The organism is Zobellia nedashkovskayae, assembly GCF_015330125.1.
In the GTDB taxonomy this organism is placed as follows: domain Bacteria; phylum Bacteroidota; class Bacteroidia; order Flavobacteriales; family Flavobacteriaceae; genus Zobellia; species Zobellia nedashkovskayae.
Genome location: NZ_JADDXR010000002.1, coordinates 3677785 through 3693241, shown reverse-complemented (window position 1 = coordinate 3693241; position 15457 = coordinate 3677785). Strand labels below are relative to the sequence as shown.

Below are 15457 nucleotides of genomic sequence, written 5' to 3'. Positions count from 1 at the left end.
ACCATATACCTTATGTAAGCATACCGCCATCTACGTTCAGTACTTGACCCGTAACATAAGCGGATAAGTCTGAAGCAAAAAATAGACAGGCATTTGCAATATCTTCTGGAGAACCACCTCTTTTAAGCGGAATACCATCTCTCCAACCTTGAACTACTTTTTCATCTAGTTTACCGGTCATTTCGGTTTCAATAAAACCTGGTGCAACGGCATTACATCTTATATTTCTTGAACCTAGTTCTAAAGCAACAGATTTCGTAAACCCGATCATTCCTGCTTTTGAGGCTGCATAGTTTGTTTGTCCGGCATTACCCTTAACACCAACCACACTACTCATGTTCACGATACTACCCTTTCGTTGTTTCAACATCGTACGTTGAACAGCTTTGGTCATATTGAAAACAGATTTTAAGTTTATCTCTATAACACTATCAAAATCTGCTTCTGACATTCGCATAAGCAAATTGTCTTTGGTGATACCCGCATTGTTAATCAGAATATCTATTCCACCAAAATCTTCTAGAACACTAGCAACCAATTTTTCAGAAGCTTCAAAACTTGCCGCATTACTTTTGTATGCTTTTGCTTTAATTCCTAAACTAGACAATTCTTTCTCGAGTGCCAAAGCTGGTGCTTCGCTAGAACTATAAGTAAAAGCTACATTAGCTCCGTTCTCGGCAAAAACTCGGGCAATACCCGTACCTATACCTCTACTTGCGCCTGTGATGATCGCATTTTTTCCTTCTAACAATTTCATGCTCTAAATAGATTTGCTCTGTTCTACTTCAAATATAACTTTTGTTTGACAAAATGGCTATAAAAAAATCCCGTTTCCGAAAAATCGAAAACGGGATTCATATATCCTTAAGGGAATTAACCCATAACCTCTTTTACTTTCAAGCCAATTTCTGCCGGAGAGTCTACCACGTGAATTCCGTGCTCTCTCATAATTTTCTTTTTAGCTTGAGCGGTATCATCGCTTCCACCAACAATAGCACCAGCGTGACCCATGGTTCTTCCTGCGGGAGCAGTTTCACCAGCAATGAAACCTACAACAGGTTTCTTGCTGCCACTTTCTTTGTACCATTTTGCAGCATCCGCTTCCAATTGACCACCGATCTCTCCGATCATAACTACACATTCGGTCTCTGGATCATTGATCAAAAGCTCCACAGCTTCTTTTGTAGTAGTTCCAATAATTGGATCTCCACCAATACCAATAGCTGTTGTTATACCTAAACCTTGACGAACTACTTGATCAGCAGCTTCATATGTTAAAGTACCAGACTTAGATACAATACCAACATTTCCTTTTTTAAACACAAAACCAGGCATGATACCTACTTTAGCCTCTCCTGGAGTAATTACACCAGGACAGTTAGGACCTACCAAACGGCAATCCATATGTTTAATATAATTGGCAGCCTTTACCATATCGGCAACAGGAATACCCTCCGTAATAGTAATAATTACTTTAATACCCGCGCTAGCGGCTTCCATAATTGCATCAGCAGCAAAAGCAGGTGGCACGAAAATGATAGTCGTATCAGCTCCTACTTTTTCTACAGCTTCTTCAACTGTGTTAAAAACAGGTCTTCCCAAATGCTCTTGTCCACCTTTACCCGGTGTTACACCACCAACTACGTTGGTTCCGTATTCGATCATTTGCTCTGCGTGAAAAGTACCTTCACTACCTGTAAACCCCTGAACTATTATCTTGGAATCTTTATTGACTAAAACGCTCATATACTCTCTAGTTTATTTTAATGTGACAAAAATATAGGTTTACAAATGAAATCTGAACTCAGACAGCATTTTATTCTTCTAATTTTTTAAGAATGAATGGAATTTTCTTCACATAAGCCAATTGTTTTAGCTTTTCACGTGATTCTTCAATAGGTGTTCCGAAATAACTTTTACCGCCTGCAACGGATTTAGTTACTCCTGTTTGCCCCATAATTACCGCTTTCTTTCCTATTGTAATTCCACTATTGGTACCAACTTGGCCCCAAAGCGTAACTTCATCTTCTATTATGACACAACCTGCAATACCAGTTTGTGAAGCAATCAGACACTTTTCACCAATAACGGTGTCGTGCCCAACATGTACTTGATTATCTAACTTTGTTCCCTTTTTAATAGTTGTGTCGCCAGTTACCCCTTTATCAATAGTACAAAGGGCTCCAATTTCAACATTATCTTCAATGACCACTCTCCCACAAGAAATAAGTTTATCAAAACCGTCAGGTCTATTTTTATAGTAAAAAGCATCTCCGCCTAAAACTGAACCTGAATGAATAATTACATTATCACCAATGACGCAATTATCATAAAGACAGACATTTGCATGTATCAAACAGTTCTTGCCGATTTTAACATTGTTACCTATAAAAACATTAGGCTGAATAATGGTATCCTCTCCAATTTCCGCCGAAATGGCCACAGTATTGGTTGCCCTTTCAAAGGGTCTAAAGTGAACAGAAAGTTTATTGAAATCACGAAAAGGATCATCAGAAATTAAAAGCGCCTTCCCTTCTGGGCAATCAACTTTTTTATTGATAAGAACAATAGTAGCCTTTGAAGCTAACGCCTTGTCATAATACTTGGGATGATCTACAAAAACAATATCCCCGTTCTGAACCACATGAATTTCGTTCATGCCCAAAACCTGAAAATCATCAGCGCCAACATATTCGCAATCGATTAATGTAGCAATATTCTTAAGAGATTGAGCCTTCGGAAATTTCAATGGAACAGTATATTCGGTTATTATTTTTTGAGAAAATATTTTAGTGAGCTAATTAAGAAAAACGACTATTCCTTAACACGCTCCATATAAGTTCCTTTCTCTGTCTCTACTTTAATTTTATCACCCTCATTAATAAATAAAGGAACGTTTACCTCTGCTCCAGTTTCAACTTTCGCTGGCTTAGTCGCATTGGTTGCCGTGTTTCCTTTGACACCTGGCTCTGTATAAGTAACTTCTAAAACAACACTAGCAGGCATTTCCACAGACAATGGCATACTATCTTCAGTGTTGAAAAGAATTTTAACGATTTCTCCTTCTTTCAATAATCCCGGAGAATCCAATGAACTTTCCTGAAGGGTTATCTGATTATAATCATCTGTATTCATAAAATGAAAGGTCTCCCCTTCAGGATACAAAAATTGGTATGAACGCGTTTCAACACGCACATCCTCGATTTTATGACCTGCAGAAAATGTATTATCCAATACTTTTCCTGAAGAAACACTTTTTAATTTGGTACGTACAAAAGCTGGCCCTTTACCCGGTTTTACGTGCATAAACTCAATAATTTTGAAAATATCATTATTGTAGCGAATGCAAAGTCCTTTTCTAATATCTGATGTTGATGCCATTTCTTATATACTATTTAGTAAGTGATTTTTATGATGGACGCTATGTCTACTTCGGCAAAGCCTCCAGACTAAAAATTTATGATTAATTATTACTGAAATATCCTTTCATGATTCCGCGTTGGGAATCCCTGATAAATTGTAGAATCTCGTCCCGTTCAGGAGTAGCTTCCATTTCAGCTTCTATAATTTGTGTTGCTTGTGAATTATTGTAATGTTTTTGATAAAGAATACGATAGATATTCTGAATCTCACGAATCTTTTCTGATACAAAACCACGTCTACGTAAACCTACGGAATTAATACCCACGTACGAAAGTGGCTCACGAGCTGCTTTTACAAAAGGAGGAACATCTTTTCTAACTAAAGAACCACCAGTAACAAAAGCATGTTGGCCAATAGATACAAATTGATGCACAGCCACCAAGCCGGCAAGAATTACGTTATCTCCAATAGTAACATGTCCTGCAAGCGTAGAATTGTTTGAAAAAATACAATTATCACCAACAATACAGTCATGCGCTACATGACAATAAGCCATAATCAGGCAATTTTTACCAATTACAGTCTTATTCCTATCAGAAGTACCTTTGTGAATAGTAGCACACTCCCTAATGGTAGTGTTATTACCAATTATTACCGTGGTGTCTTCATTATTATATTTCAAATCTTGAGGCGGAGCGGAAATTACGGCACCTGGAAAAATATTACAATTTTTTCCAATACGAGCGCCTTCCATTATGGTTACATTAGAACCGATCCAAGTGCCATCACCTATCGTTACGTTGTTGTGAATTGTAGTAAACGGTTCTACCACAACATTCTTAGCAATTTTTGCGCCTGGGTGAATGTAGGCAAGGGGTTGATTCATTCTATTTCTTTTTAGCTATTTGCGCCATTAATTCTGCCTCACATACAAGCTTATTATTGGCATAAGCGTACGCTTGCATATGACAAATACCTCTTCTTATTGGCGTAATAAGGCTACAGTGAAATGTTAGTGTATCACCTGGAAGTACTTTTTGCTTGAACTTGACATTATCCATTTTCATGAAAAACGTCAAATAATTTTCTGGATCAGGAACAGTACTTAAAACTAAGATACCTCCTGTTTGAGCCATGGCTTCAACTTGCAAAACACCTGGCATAACTGGAGCCCCGGGAAAATGACCAATGAAGAAATTTTCATTCATTGTCACATTTTTCATCCCTACTACATGTGTATCGGATAATTCTAAAATACGGTCAATCAACAAAAACGGAGGCCTATGAGGAAGTACTTCCATAATTTGATGGATGTCCATCAAAGGCGGTTGATTTAAATCGTATTGTGGAATTTTATTCCTTTTCTCTAATTTTATAATATTAGACAGTTTCTTTGCAAACTGCGTATTTACAAAGTGACCTGGCTTATTGGCAATTATTTTACCTCTTATACGAGTACCCGCCAAAGCTACATCACCAATAACATCTAATAATTTATGTCTTGCAGCTTCATTAGGTTGATGTAAAGTAAGGTTGTCCAAAATACCATTGGCCTTAACCGAAAGCTTCTTCTTATCGAATGCGCTTTCTAGCTTTCGCATGGTTTCTTCTGAAATCTCTTTATCCACATAAACAATGGCATTATTTAGATCACCACCTTTTATAAGTCCACTATCAAGGAGCATTTCAAGTTCATGAAGAAAACTAAATGTACGTGCTTCGGAAATCTCACCTTTAAAATCGGATAACCGCTCTAATGTAGCATTTTGGGTTCCTAAAACCTTGGTTCCAAAATCTACCATAGTCGTTACCTGATAGGTATCTGATGGAATAACAGTTATTTCACTACCTGTTGCTTCATCCTTATAAGAAATAACATCTTTTACAATGTATTCTTCACGTTCGGCATCCTGTTCTACAACACCAACAGTTTCTAAGGCCTCTACAAAATATTTTGATGAGCCGTCCATGATCGGAGGTTCAGGAGCATCCAGTTCAACTAGGACGTTATCTATTTCAAGACCAACAAAAGCAGCCAAAACATGCTCTGAAGTCTGTATCTTAACCCCCCTTTTTTCCAAGTTGGTACCTCTCTGAGTATTGATCACGTATTTGGCATCAGCCTCAATAATCGGTTCTCCTTCTAAGTCTACTCTCTTGAACGCGTACCCGTGATTTTCAGGTGCGGGAACAAATTTCATGGTTACCTCGGCACCGGTATGGAGGCCAACGCCTTTTAAAATAACCTCTTTCTTAATGGTTCTCTGTTTCATTCTTGTAATGATCGCTGTATTTTTTTTCCAATTCGTCTATTCTATTCAAAATCTTTGGCAAGTTCTTGAAGTAAACGTACGACTTATTATAATCCCCATAGTTTAATGCAGGGGATCCTTGTAGTACTTCGTTGCTTTTAATGTTACGGCCAATACCGGATTGTGCCTGTATCTTTACGTTATCGCCAATCTTAATATGTCCTACTATACCTACTTGCCCACCAATCATACACCGTCTACCTATCTTGGTAGATCCTGCAATTCCCGTTTGGGCCGCTATTACAGTATGCTCGCCAATTTCAACATTATGCGCTATTTGAATGTGATTATCTAGCTTTACGCCTTTGTGTAAAATTGTAGAACCCAAAGTAGCTCTATCTATAGTAGTACCGGCACCTACGTCTACATTATCTTTTAAAATAACATTACCGGTTTGTGGTACTTTTTGATATTCACCGTTTTTATCCGGGCTAAAACCAAATCCGTCAGAACCAATAACTACGCCGCTATTGATAACGCAGTTATTTCCGATAACCGTTTCGGAATAAATTTTAGCACCCGCAAAAATCGTTACGTTATTGGCTATGGATACATTATCGCCAATATAAACATTGGGATAAATTTTTACATTATCTCCTATAGTAACATTATTACCTAAGTAAGAAAATGCCCCAAGATAAAAATCGGTGCCATATGTAGCCGTTTCCGATTTGAATACCGGCTCCTCAATACCTTTCTTATTGTTCTTTACTTCATTATAAAATTCCAGTATTTTTGCAAAAGCCTCGTAAGCATCCTCTACCTTAATAAGAATGGTCTTAAGCTCATGCTCAGGAACAAAATCTTTATTAACTATCGTAATAGACGCTTTTGTAGAATAAATATGAGAAGTATACTTAGGGTTCGCCAAAAAAGTCAGAGTACCTTCCTCGCCCTCTTCTATTTTGGCCAATTTATGAACGGTAACCTCGGAATTTCCTAGTAATTCACCTTCTAAAATACCTGCAATTTGACCTGCTGTAAATACCATGAGCACAAAAGTAAGAAAAATAGTTAAACAGAATCTTTGGGATAACAGATATAATATTTTGTCACCGTTTTTGACAGCGCTTTAAGATTTAACTGATCGGAAGCTTTTGCTACATCAATCAACTTTTTATTCTTTCTTAATATATTGATGTTCTGATGGTGACGGTCATATGCCTTATTCTCTATCTTTCCTTCAAAAACAAAATAAGTCGTTTCGTGATCAGACAGATTATGTTTTACTTTAACCCTGTCCATATGTTTTTGCAAAACAGCTTTGTCAATTGGGCTGTTCTTAAGTTTTACTTTTAAAAACTGCCTGTTTATAAGCATTTCACACAACGTTGACAATACAAAATCTGTATGGTCTTGCCATGATTTTATGGCCGCTAATACATCTACATCGTCCAATTTAGAGAAGATACTTAGCGTTTCTTTATTGAAATTCTTCTTTTCAATTCGGTGCTCCATAAAATACCGAAGCGCATTGCTACAAACAACAATTTGCCCTTCTTGCATAATCTCCTTGGCCCGCTTAAGTATACGTATCAACAGTTGTTCAGCAACAATTCCGGTTTTATGTAAATATACCTGCCAGTACATAAACCTTCTGGCCATCAAAAACTTTTCTACAGAGTAAATCCCCTTTTCCTCCACCACTAAATTACCATCAACAACATTAAGCATGGTAATTAATCGTTCTGAATTGATGTTTCCTTCGGCTACACCGGTATAAAAGCTATCTCGTTTTAAATAATCCAACCGGTCCATATCTAACTGACTAGATACTAACTGATTTAAAAATCGCTTTTCATATTCTCCTTTAAAAATTGAAATGGCCAGCGTTAATCTTCCGTTAAAGATTTCGTTTAGAGCCTCCATAAACTGCAACGAAATATGCTCATGATCAGTACTCTCTACAATACTATGCTCCATAGCATGTGAAAAAGGTCCGTGCCCAATATCATGTAAAAGAATAGCAACGTATAGCCCTTCTTTCTCTTCTTCACTGACCTCCACCCCTTTATATTCCAGCAACTGCAAGGCGTTCTGCATAAGATGCATAGACCCTAGAGCGTGATGAAAGCGCGTATGATGAGCACCTGGATATACCAAATAGGACAAGCCCATTTGAGATATTCTTCGTAGACGCTGAAAATACGGATGATTAATCAGGTCGAATATTAGTCCGTTCGGAATAGTAATAAATCCGTAAATTGGATCATTAAAAATTTTAAGTTTTCTTGAGTTTATCAAAATGAGGGTTGCTTTGCAATGTTCACAGTGGTAAAGTTAGGCAAAAGACAAAGTAATAGACTCGGTAAATGAATATTTTGATGACCATTCGGTTTTTTGAAGGTTATTTTTCACCGTTTTAAAATAGAAGCAATACGTATATTAAATGAATAAGATTTCCATATTATGGGTAGATGATGAAATTGATTTACTCAAACCACATATTATATTTTTACAAGGAAAAGGCTATGATGTTATCACCTGTCAAAGTGGACAAGAAGCATTAGAAGAGTTGCAGAAATCCAGAGTTGACATTATTTTTCTGGATGAGAACATGCCCGGAATATCAGGATTGGAAACTTTAGCTGAGATAAAAATATTAGATTCATCCATTCCTGTTGTAATGATTACCAAGAGCGAGGAAGAATTTATAATGGAAGAAGCTATTGGCTCCAAAATTGCCGATTACCTAATTAAGCCCGTAAACCCAAACCAGATTCTTCTATCCTTAAAAAAGAACCTTGACCATTCGCGTCTCGTTTCAGAAAAAACAACATCCAACTATCAGCAGGAGTTCAGGAAGATAGCCATGGATTTATCTATGGTGAATTCAGTTGAAGAATGGGTGGACCTTTACAAAAGGCTAATATATTGGGAGCTACGTCTAGAAGATATTGAAGACAATAGCATGTTCGAAATTCTAGAATCTCAAAAAGCCGAAGCAAATACCCATTTTGGCAAATTTGTGGAAAGAAACTACGAAAGCTGGTTTGACGGGGATGGCCCTGTTCTTTCGCATACCTTATTTAAGGACCTCGTAAAGCCTGAGCTAAAAGACGGACCTACCCTACTCTTGGTTATTGACAACCTTCGTTATGACCAGTGGTATGCTTTTGAAGATACCGTAAGTTCTTTTTACAAAAAGAACAAGGAAGAGTCTTATTTCAGCATTTTACCCACCGCTACGCAGTATGCCCGTAACGCTATTTTTTCTGGCCTTACTCCAATGGCCATGGAGAAAAAGTATCCAAAATGGTGGAAAAACGACACGGATGAAGGTGGCAAAAACCTTCATGAAGCCGATTTTCTAGGCGAACAAATAAAAAGATTAGGCCTAAACCTAAAATGGGAATATCATAAAATAAGCTCTTTAAAACAAGGTAAAAATCTGTTTCAGAACTTTAAATCGCAAAAAGATAACGACCTAACCGTACTCGTGTACAACTTTGTGGATATGATTTCACATTCAAAGACAGAGATGGAAGTCATTAAAGAATTGGCTAGTAATGATAAAGCTTATAGGTCTCTTACGCAGAGTTGGTTCAAAAACTCACCCTTGTTAGAAATTATTCAGCAAGCGCAACAAATGGGGATGAAGTTAATTATTACCACAGACCACGGAACCATTAATGTAAAACAACCCTCTAAGGTAATTGGCGATAAAGATACGAGCCTTAATCTGCGCTATAAAACAGGACGAAGTCTTACCTATGAAAACAAAGACGTTTTGGCAGCCAAAGACCCTGCCCAGATTCATTTGCCCCGTATAAACATGAGTAGTTCCTTTATATTTGCAAAAAACGACCTATTCTTTGCTTATCCCAACAACTACAATCACTACGTTAACTATTACCGGAACACCTACCAGCACGGCGGGGTTTCTTTGGAAGAGATGATTATACCATTCATAGTTCTATCACCAAAATAGTATTGCTCTAATTATGGATATTATATACACCGAAAATGAAATTAGTGAAATTGCCAAAAAGGTAATTGAAAATGCCAAAAGCAAGGTACTCCTATTTCACGCACCAATGGGTGCCGGCAAAACCACATTGATTAAAGCTATAGTAAAACACCTTGGCGTTGCAAATGCAGGAAACAGCCCCACTTTTGGTATTGTAAACGAATACGAAAGTAAAGAAGGGCAACTATTAGCTTACCATTTTGATTTCTACCGCATAAATGATGAAATGGAAGCATTGGACATGGGTTTTGAAGACTATTTAAATCAGGATGTATGGATTTTTATAGAATGGCCAGAAAAAATAAAATCTTTTCTACCAGAGAACAGCACTAATGTTTTCATTGAAGTAGTAGATATGCAAACCCGCCAAATTAAAATTTCTTAAAACACTTTTCACTAAGAGGTAAAAACATTGTTTGAAGTATAGGTTATTGTCCAAAACTTGTTAAATTAGTTAAAGTGTAAGGTTTCTCGGCTAAGTTGTTCTGTTTTAACGTTTAAAGACGTACATTTGAAGCTTTTTTTTCCTACTTTCGCTGAAATAACTAATTGATTTTTAATTTAAAACCCCTCAAAATGAAAAATTTAGTATTTGGTCTTTTAGCATGTGCAACTTTATTAGCCGTTTCTTGTGATTCAAGCAATACATCTGAAGATGATAGCTTATATGAAACTAATTCTATCGATAAGAAAACTGCCGAAATTGATGGCGGTAGACATTAATTAAGAATCTTATTTTTATTTGAAAAGCACTTTAATAAGGTGCTTTTTTTACGCAATATAATCTCATCTTTAGAGTTATGGTACTGATTATGGTTGATAAAAATCAAATACGGAAAAAATTAATTATAGAAGGTTTGATAGCTATTTTTTTAGCGATAACTCCTTTGATATTTTATTTTTACAAATACATCCCTTTAAAATCAGATGAAAATTGGACTGTTTTTTGGATTGAATTTACCAATAACGGCTATAAAGATGTATCTACTGCATTTTATTTTTATATTGGGAAATTTGTACCTCTAGCACTTTTGACTATATGGTTTACGACCTGTAAACAATGGTGGTATCATGCCTTATTAATTCCAATAGCCATGTACAGTTTTCAACTTTATAGTGTTCTCAGTGAGGATATTAAAAAAATTGATGAAAATGAAATATTATATTTATTAGGTGTCTGCATGGTAGTTATACCCGTTGTTTACTTCATAAGACTCAAACTTGTGGATAAATACGTGCACGGAATAGATTTAGAAGCCATGGAGGCAGAATTGACCGCTTTAAAGAAAAAGCAAGCATCACAGGCTATTGATAAAAAAGTAGATAAATTCATTGCTAAAGAAACCTCCAGAAATTCTTCAGGATACAAATCCTTATCAGATAAAATAGACACCAAGCTATCTACAGATAATATAGAATATACCTTTAAGCAATTTCAGCTTAGATGTAGCAACTGGCTTCGACCTAAATTCTAATTTACCTTACTTATTTTACGATATCGCAAAGTATGATATCATCCAAAATTCAACAAAATGTCGTATTTTTACTATTAATCGCGTATCGTACGATTAGAAGTAAAAACTATGAACCAACCATCTTCTCCTTTTAGCAAACACCAGTTGCTTCCACAAGAGGAAACCTTGGAAATTCTTCGTCAAAAGGGCGAACTATTTATTGGCATCCCCAAAGAGAACCAATATCAAGAACAACGTGTTTGCCTTACCCCAGATGCGGTAAATGCCATAACTGCTAACGGTCATCGTGTACTCATTGAATCCGGAGCCGGAGAAGGTGCCCATTATACAGATTTAGAATACACCAATGCGGGAGGAGAAATAACCCGAGATACAAAAAAAGTGTTTTCCTGTCCGCTACTTCTAAAAGTAGAGCCGCCAACACTTTCAGAACTTGAAATGATGAATCCGCAAACGGCCATTATTTCAGCTTTACAAATAAAAACACAGAGTAAGGCCTATTTTGAAAAGATGGCCAAGAAACGAATTACCGCCATTGCTTTTGAGTATATCCGTGATGAAGATGGTAAATACCCGGCTGTGCGCTCACTAAGTGAAATTGCAGGAATATCTTCCGTTCTTATCGCTTCCGAAATCATGGCTGCTACCAATGATGGTAACGGACTCATGTTCGGGAATATAAGCGGTGTTCCACCTGTTGAAGTGGTTATTATTGGAGCAGGTACGGTAGGAGAATTCGCTGCTCGCTCCGCCATTGGGCTTGGTGCAAATGTCAAAATTTTTGACAATTCAATTTCTAAATTACGTAGTATTCAATCCAATCTTAGGCAAACAGTATATACTTCTACTATTCAGCCTAAAAACCTTTTAAAATCTTTAAAACGTTGCGATGTAGCCATTGGTGCTACCCGCGGTAAAGACCGGTCACCCGTAGTAGTCACCAGCAGCATGGTAGAACACATGAAAAAAGGCGCCGTTATTATTGATGTGAGCATAGATATGGGCGGGTGTTTTGAAACAAGCACAGTAACTACACACAACAAACCCACCATTGAGAAATTTGGTGTAATACACTACGGTGTTCCTAACATCCCTTCTCGCTATCCAAAAACGGCAACGCTTTCTATCAGTAATATTTTCACCCCTTATTTACTTGAATTGGGCGAAAATGGCGGTCTAGAGAATTCACTGCGTTTTGATAAAGGTTTACGAAATGGACTCTATATGTATCATGGTATTTTAACCAACAAATCTGTAGGTGAATGGTTTGATTTACAGTACAGTGACATCAATTTCCTTATTTTTTAAAGGTTAATTTCAATATCAATTTACCTTCCCTACCATAAATAGGTGGTTTATTACTATTTTTGCCTCCGTTTTGAACAGGTTGCTTTGGCTATATCTAATACCTATAAAAACCGAAAATACAGAACACTAATTTCAGTTAAGAGATAATGGATTTTTTAAAACGTTTGGGTTTTTATCTTATTGGACTTTCTATCGGAATCGTTTTTTTGACGTTTATTTTAAAGAAAAAATCAGATGAAACGGGTGTTTCATTTTGCTATTTCCCAAACTGTAGGACGCTTAAGGATATCCGCTCAAAACAAATGTCCTATTCTGAAGACGTAAGTAGGCTATTTTCTGAAAAGAAGATTGACACCCTAGATATCATCAACATCTTAAAAAATGGCGAGGTAGATTTCTCAAATAGCGAAACCAAAACCACCCCATGTAAAACTTACATAATAGAAGGTACTTTAAAGGATAAAGAAGCTGTTCTGAGAATTAAAAACTGTAGAGAAAAAGCTCTTTTAGAATCCATTACTTATTAAAAAACGCCCAAAACTGTTGTTCTGGACGCCATTTGTATTAAATTTTTCTTCGCTGTCTTTCCTTTTTCAACAAAGACAACTCTCTGGTTGTCTGTCCTGCTACAGAGGTATTTTCTTCTGCACGACGAATTAAATAAGGCATTACATCCCGTACCGGACCAAATGGCAAATACTTAGCCACATTATAACCTTTATCCGCAAGATTAAAGGAAATATGGTCACTCATGCCATACAATTGCCCGAACCAAACACGGTTATCATTATTCGATATGCCTTTTTCTTCCATAAGAGCCATTAACTTATATGAACTATCCTCATTATGCGTTCCTGAAAATATTGAAACGGTATCTAAATGATTCACTATATAAGCTACGGCATTATCAAAATTCTCATCGGTTTCTTGTTTTGAAACACAAATAGGTGATTTATACCCATTTTCTTCGGCTCTATCGTTTTCTTTCTCCATATAAGCGCCACGAACAACTTTCATTCCAATCCTAAAATTGTCTCGGTTAGCACGTAGTTGAAGATCTTTTAAGTAATCTAACCTGTCCCAACGGTACATTTGCAATGTATTAAACACAATAGCTTTCTTCTTATTATACTTTCGCATCATGTCTTCAACGAGTTGATCGGCAGCACCCTGCATCCAACTTTCTTCCGCATCAATAAGCAGGGAGACATCTAAATCATGTGCTTTTTTACACGTTTTATCAAAACGAGCCACTACTCTTTGCCACTCTGCCTGTTCTTTTTCTGTCAATGCTTTTCCTTCACTCAGTTTTTGAAAAAGCGCAAATCTACCATAACCAGTAGGTTTAAAAACAGCAAAAGGAATAGCATCTTTTTCTTTAACAAAATCCAAGACTGTCAAAATCATGGCCATAGCGTCATCAAAAGGGTCTTCGGTATCTTTGCCTTCAACTGAATAATCTAAAACAGAACACACGTTTTTAGTATACATCCTGTCAACAACCGGCATACAATCTTTCTCATTTACACCACCACAAAAATGATCGAACACGGTTGCCCTAATTAACCCTTCCACAGGAAGATGCGCTTTTATTGCAAAATTCGTCATTGCCGTACCAATTCTTACAAGAGGTTCATTGGCAATCATACGGAATAAAAAATAAGCTCGCTCAAGTTCTGAGTCGGTTTTCAAGGCAAAAGCCGTTGCGGTATCTTCAAAAATGCGTTTCATTTAATGTTATTTCTAGTGGTACCAAATATAAAGACACATTTTCTATTCTTTAGAAAAAAAATATGCTTTATTTTGTGTATTAGTCGTTAAAAAAAATCGCGCAAGCGGAACTAAAACAAACCATTAATGCAGTCTATAACAACTTCTTCTTACGCCGTTCATTTTAACCAAAGAGCTTACGACGCTCTAAACGTTCATTTATCCAACAAGGCGTATTCTAAAATTTTCATTCTCGTAGATGAAAATACCCACGAAAATTGTTTACCAGCATTTATGTCTCAAATACAAGGTGACTATGATTTTGAGATTATTGAAATAGAATCTGGAGAAGAAAATAAAAACATAGAGACCTGCACAGGTGTATGGAGTGCATTATCAGAACTTGATGGCGACCGTAAGAGTATTGTTCTTAACCTAGGTGGTGGTGTTCTTACAGATTTAGGAGGATTTGTAGCTTCTACTTTTAAAAGAGGCATAGACTTTATAAACGTACCCACTACCCTATTATCTATGGTTGATGCTTCAGTAGGAGGAAAAACAGGTGTTGACCTTGGTCCTTTAAAAAACCAAATTGGTGTTATCAACCAACCAGAAATGGTACTTATTATTACGAGCTTCTTAAAAACATTAGAAGAAAGACAATTGCGTAGTGGTTTTGCCGAGATGCTAAAACATGGGCTTATACAAAGTAATGCATACTGGGAAACCCTGAAAAAAGTGACCGACTTTTTGCACATTGACGATTTGATATACGACTCCGTTGTTATTAAAAACGAAGTAGTACGCCAAGACCCAACAGAACAACATTTACGAAAAATATTAAATTACGGACACACTTTAGGGCATGCTATTGAATCTTATTTTCTTGAAAGCAAAATACACAAAACCTTGCTACATGGTGAAGCCATTGGTATAGGTATGATTCTTGAAGCATACTTATCTAAAGAACTTCTTGGCTTGTCAGATTTTGAGTTGGCAGATATAAAAGCTACATTCCTATCTCATTATGAAAAAGTAAGTTTCACAAAAGAAGATATTACCACTATTCTAAGCTTATTAAAGTTCGATAAGAAAAACTCGCATGGCAACATCAACTTCGTTCTAATTTCCGCTATCGGAAAACCAGAAATTGACATTCAAATTCCCGACGTTTTATATCAAGATGCTTTCGCATACTACGCCGAACAATAGTTACAGATACTAATTTCTCTAGTTTGACAACTCTTTAGGTATTTGATCGTAAAAAATACATAGTTTAGGTAAAGATTTATAACCCAAATCAATAACCTACCCTTATT

General features: G+C 36.6%; 16 protein-coding genes. 7 read left to right on the top strand and 9 right to left on the bottom strand.

What is annotated here, in order from left to right; all coding sequences use genetic code 11:
- Nucleotides 1-10 precede the first annotated feature (10 nt).
- The 8 genes from fabG to IWB64_RS15005 form a co-directional block, all read right to left on the bottom strand.
- Nucleotides 11-757: a 3-oxoacyl-[acyl-carrier-protein] reductase gene (fabG, locus tag IWB64_RS15040; protein WP_194534782.1), complete on the bottom strand. Its 747-nt coding sequence runs from the start codon at nucleotides 755-757 to the stop codon at nucleotides 11-13.
- A 116-nt stretch (nucleotides 758-873) separates the two neighbouring features.
- On the bottom strand, nucleotides 874-1746 hold the full coding sequence (gene sucD, locus IWB64_RS15035; RefSeq protein WP_194534781.1) for a succinate--CoA ligase subunit alpha: 873 nt from the start codon (nucleotides 1744-1746) through the stop codon (nucleotides 874-876).
- Nucleotides 1747-1816: 70 nt separating this feature from the next.
- Complete coding sequence (locus IWB64_RS15030; protein ID WP_194534780.1) at nucleotides 1817-2749, bottom strand: UDP-3-O-(3-hydroxymyristoyl)glucosamine N-acyltransferase; 933 nt, start codon at nucleotides 2747-2749, stop codon at nucleotides 1817-1819.
- Nucleotides 2750-2814: 65 nt separating this feature from the next.
- Entirely contained in the window at nucleotides 2815-3381 is a 567-nt protein-coding gene (efp, locus tag IWB64_RS15025) for an elongation factor P (RefSeq protein WP_194534779.1), read from the bottom strand.
- Between the two features lie 82 nt (nucleotides 3382-3463).
- Nucleotides 3464-4249 (bottom strand): acyl-ACP--UDP-N-acetylglucosamine O-acyltransferase, encoded by a 786-nt coding sequence (gene lpxA, locus IWB64_RS15020; protein ID WP_194534778.1) that lies wholly within the window; start codon nucleotides 4247-4249, stop codon nucleotides 3464-3466.
- A 1-nt stretch (nucleotide 4250) separates the two neighbouring features.
- Nucleotides 4251-5636: a bifunctional UDP-3-O-[3-hydroxymyristoyl] N-acetylglucosamine deacetylase/3-hydroxyacyl-ACP dehydratase gene (locus IWB64_RS15015; RefSeq protein ID WP_194534777.1), complete on the bottom strand. Its 1386-nt coding sequence runs from the start codon at nucleotides 5634-5636 to the stop codon at nucleotides 4251-4253.
- Complete coding sequence (gene lpxD / locus IWB64_RS15010; RefSeq protein ID WP_194534776.1) at nucleotides 5617-6666, bottom strand: UDP-3-O-(3-hydroxymyristoyl)glucosamine N-acyltransferase; 1050 nt, start codon at nucleotides 6664-6666, stop codon at nucleotides 5617-5619. Before lpxD ends, IWB64_RS15015 begins: the two co-directional genes overlap by 20 nt.
- Nucleotides 6667-6689: 23 nt before the next feature.
- The gene (locus IWB64_RS15005) at nucleotides 6690-7919 is read right to left on the bottom strand and encodes an HD domain-containing protein (RefSeq protein ID WP_194534775.1); all 1230 of its coding nucleotides are present in this window, start codon (nucleotides 7917-7919) and stop codon (nucleotides 6690-6692) included.
- Nucleotides 7920-8064: 145 nt separating this feature from the next.
- On the opposite strand from IWB64_RS15005, the gene porX reads away from it, so the two are divergent.
- The 6 genes from porX to IWB64_RS14975 all read left to right on the top strand — a co-directional run bounded on the left by porX (nucleotide 8065) and on the right by IWB64_RS14975 (nucleotide 12955).
- Nucleotides 8065-9606, top strand: coding sequence for a T9SS response regulator signal transducer PorX (gene porX, locus IWB64_RS15000; RefSeq protein WP_194534774.1), 1542 nt, complete (start codon nucleotides 8065-8067; stop codon nucleotides 9604-9606).
- A 13-nt stretch (nucleotides 9607-9619) separates the two neighbouring features.
- A complete protein-coding gene (tsaE, locus tag IWB64_RS14995) occupies nucleotides 9620-10030 on the top strand; it encodes a tRNA (adenosine(37)-N6)-threonylcarbamoyltransferase complex ATPase subunit type 1 TsaE (protein ID WP_194534773.1) in 411 nt (136 codons plus the stop codon).
- Nucleotides 10031-10221: 191 nt separating this feature from the next.
- Nucleotides 10222-10368, top strand: coding sequence for a peptidase m28 (locus IWB64_RS14990; RefSeq protein WP_194534772.1), 147 nt, complete (start codon nucleotides 10222-10224; stop codon nucleotides 10366-10368).
- Nucleotides 10369-10445: 77 nt separating this feature from the next.
- On the top strand, nucleotides 10446-11120 hold the full coding sequence (locus tag IWB64_RS14985; protein ID WP_194534771.1) for a hypothetical protein: 675 nt from the start codon (nucleotides 10446-10448) through the stop codon (nucleotides 11118-11120).
- A 108-nt stretch (nucleotides 11121-11228) separates the two neighbouring features.
- Nucleotides 11229-12428, top strand: a complete 1200-nt coding sequence (locus IWB64_RS14980; RefSeq protein WP_155596594.1) for an alanine dehydrogenase — start codon at nucleotides 11229-11231, stop codon at nucleotides 12426-12428.
- Between the two features lie 146 nt (nucleotides 12429-12574).
- Nucleotides 12575-12955 (top strand): DUF4258 domain-containing protein, encoded by a 381-nt coding sequence (locus IWB64_RS14975; RefSeq protein WP_194534770.1) that lies wholly within the window; start codon nucleotides 12575-12577, stop codon nucleotides 12953-12955.
- Nucleotides 12956-12992: 37 nt separating this feature from the next.
- Here the strand turns inward: IWB64_RS14975 and IWB64_RS14970 are convergent, their stop codons facing one another.
- Nucleotides 12993-14159 carry a proline dehydrogenase family protein gene (locus IWB64_RS14970; protein ID WP_194534769.1) on the bottom strand — a complete coding sequence of 389 codons (1167 nt, stop codon included), beginning with the start codon at nucleotides 14157-14159 and terminating at the stop codon, nucleotides 12993-12995.
- A 126-nt stretch (nucleotides 14160-14285) separates the two neighbouring features.
- On the opposite strand from IWB64_RS14970, the gene aroB reads away from it, so the two are divergent.
- A complete protein-coding gene (aroB, locus tag IWB64_RS14965; protein ID WP_194534768.1) occupies nucleotides 14286-15350 on the top strand; it encodes a 3-dehydroquinate synthase in 1065 nt (354 codons plus the stop codon).
- The last annotated feature ends 107 nt before the right edge of the window (nucleotides 15351-15457 follow it).

What these genes read in the sequence shown, in the direction of transcription:
- fabG (WP_194534782.1), bottom strand. Translation starts at nt 757, where the DNA reads ATGAAATTGTTAGAAGGAAAAAATGCGATCATCACAGGCGCAAGTAGA.
- IWB64_RS14985 (WP_194534771.1), top strand. Translation starts at nt 10,446, where the DNA reads ATGGTACTGATTATGGTTGATAAAAATCAAATACGGAAAAAATTAATT.
- lpxA (WP_194534778.1), bottom strand. Translation starts at nt 4,249, where the DNA reads ATGAATCAACCCCTTGCCTACATTCACCCAGGCGCAAAAATTGCTAAG.
- IWB64_RS14975 (WP_194534770.1), top strand. Translation starts at nt 12,575, where the DNA reads ATGGATTTTTTAAAACGTTTGGGTTTTTATCTTATTGGACTTTCTATC.
- sucD (WP_194534781.1), bottom strand. Translation starts at nt 1,746, where the DNA reads ATGAGCGTTTTAGTCAATAAAGATTCCAAGATAATAGTTCAGGGGTTT.
- IWB64_RS14980 (WP_155596594.1), top strand. Translation starts at nt 11,229, where the DNA reads ATGAACCAACCATCTTCTCCTTTTAGCAAACACCAGTTGCTTCCACAA.
- IWB64_RS15015 (WP_194534777.1), bottom strand. Translation starts at nt 5,636, where the DNA reads ATGAAACAGAGAACCATTAAGAAAGAGGTTATTTTAAAAGGCGTTGGC.
- porX (WP_194534774.1), top strand. Translation starts at nt 8,065, where the DNA reads ATGAATAAGATTTCCATATTATGGGTAGATGATGAAATTGATTTACTC.
- lpxD (WP_194534776.1), bottom strand. Translation starts at nt 6,666, where the DNA reads ATGGTATTTACAGCAGGTCAAATTGCAGGTATTTTAGAAGGTGAATTA.
- tsaE (WP_194534773.1), top strand. Translation starts at nt 9,620, where the DNA reads ATGGATATTATATACACCGAAAATGAAATTAGTGAAATTGCCAAAAAG.
- IWB64_RS14970 (WP_194534769.1), bottom strand. Translation starts at nt 14,159, where the DNA reads ATGAAACGCATTTTTGAAGATACCGCAACGGCTTTTGCCTTGAAAACC.
- IWB64_RS14990 (WP_194534772.1), top strand. Translation starts at nt 10,222, where the DNA reads ATGAAAAATTTAGTATTTGGTCTTTTAGCATGTGCAACTTTATTAGCC.
- aroB (WP_194534768.1), top strand. Translation starts at nt 14,286, where the DNA reads ATGCAGTCTATAACAACTTCTTCTTACGCCGTTCATTTTAACCAAAGA.
- efp (WP_194534779.1), bottom strand. Translation starts at nt 3,381, where the DNA reads ATGGCATCAACATCAGATATTAGAAAAGGACTTTGCATTCGCTACAAT.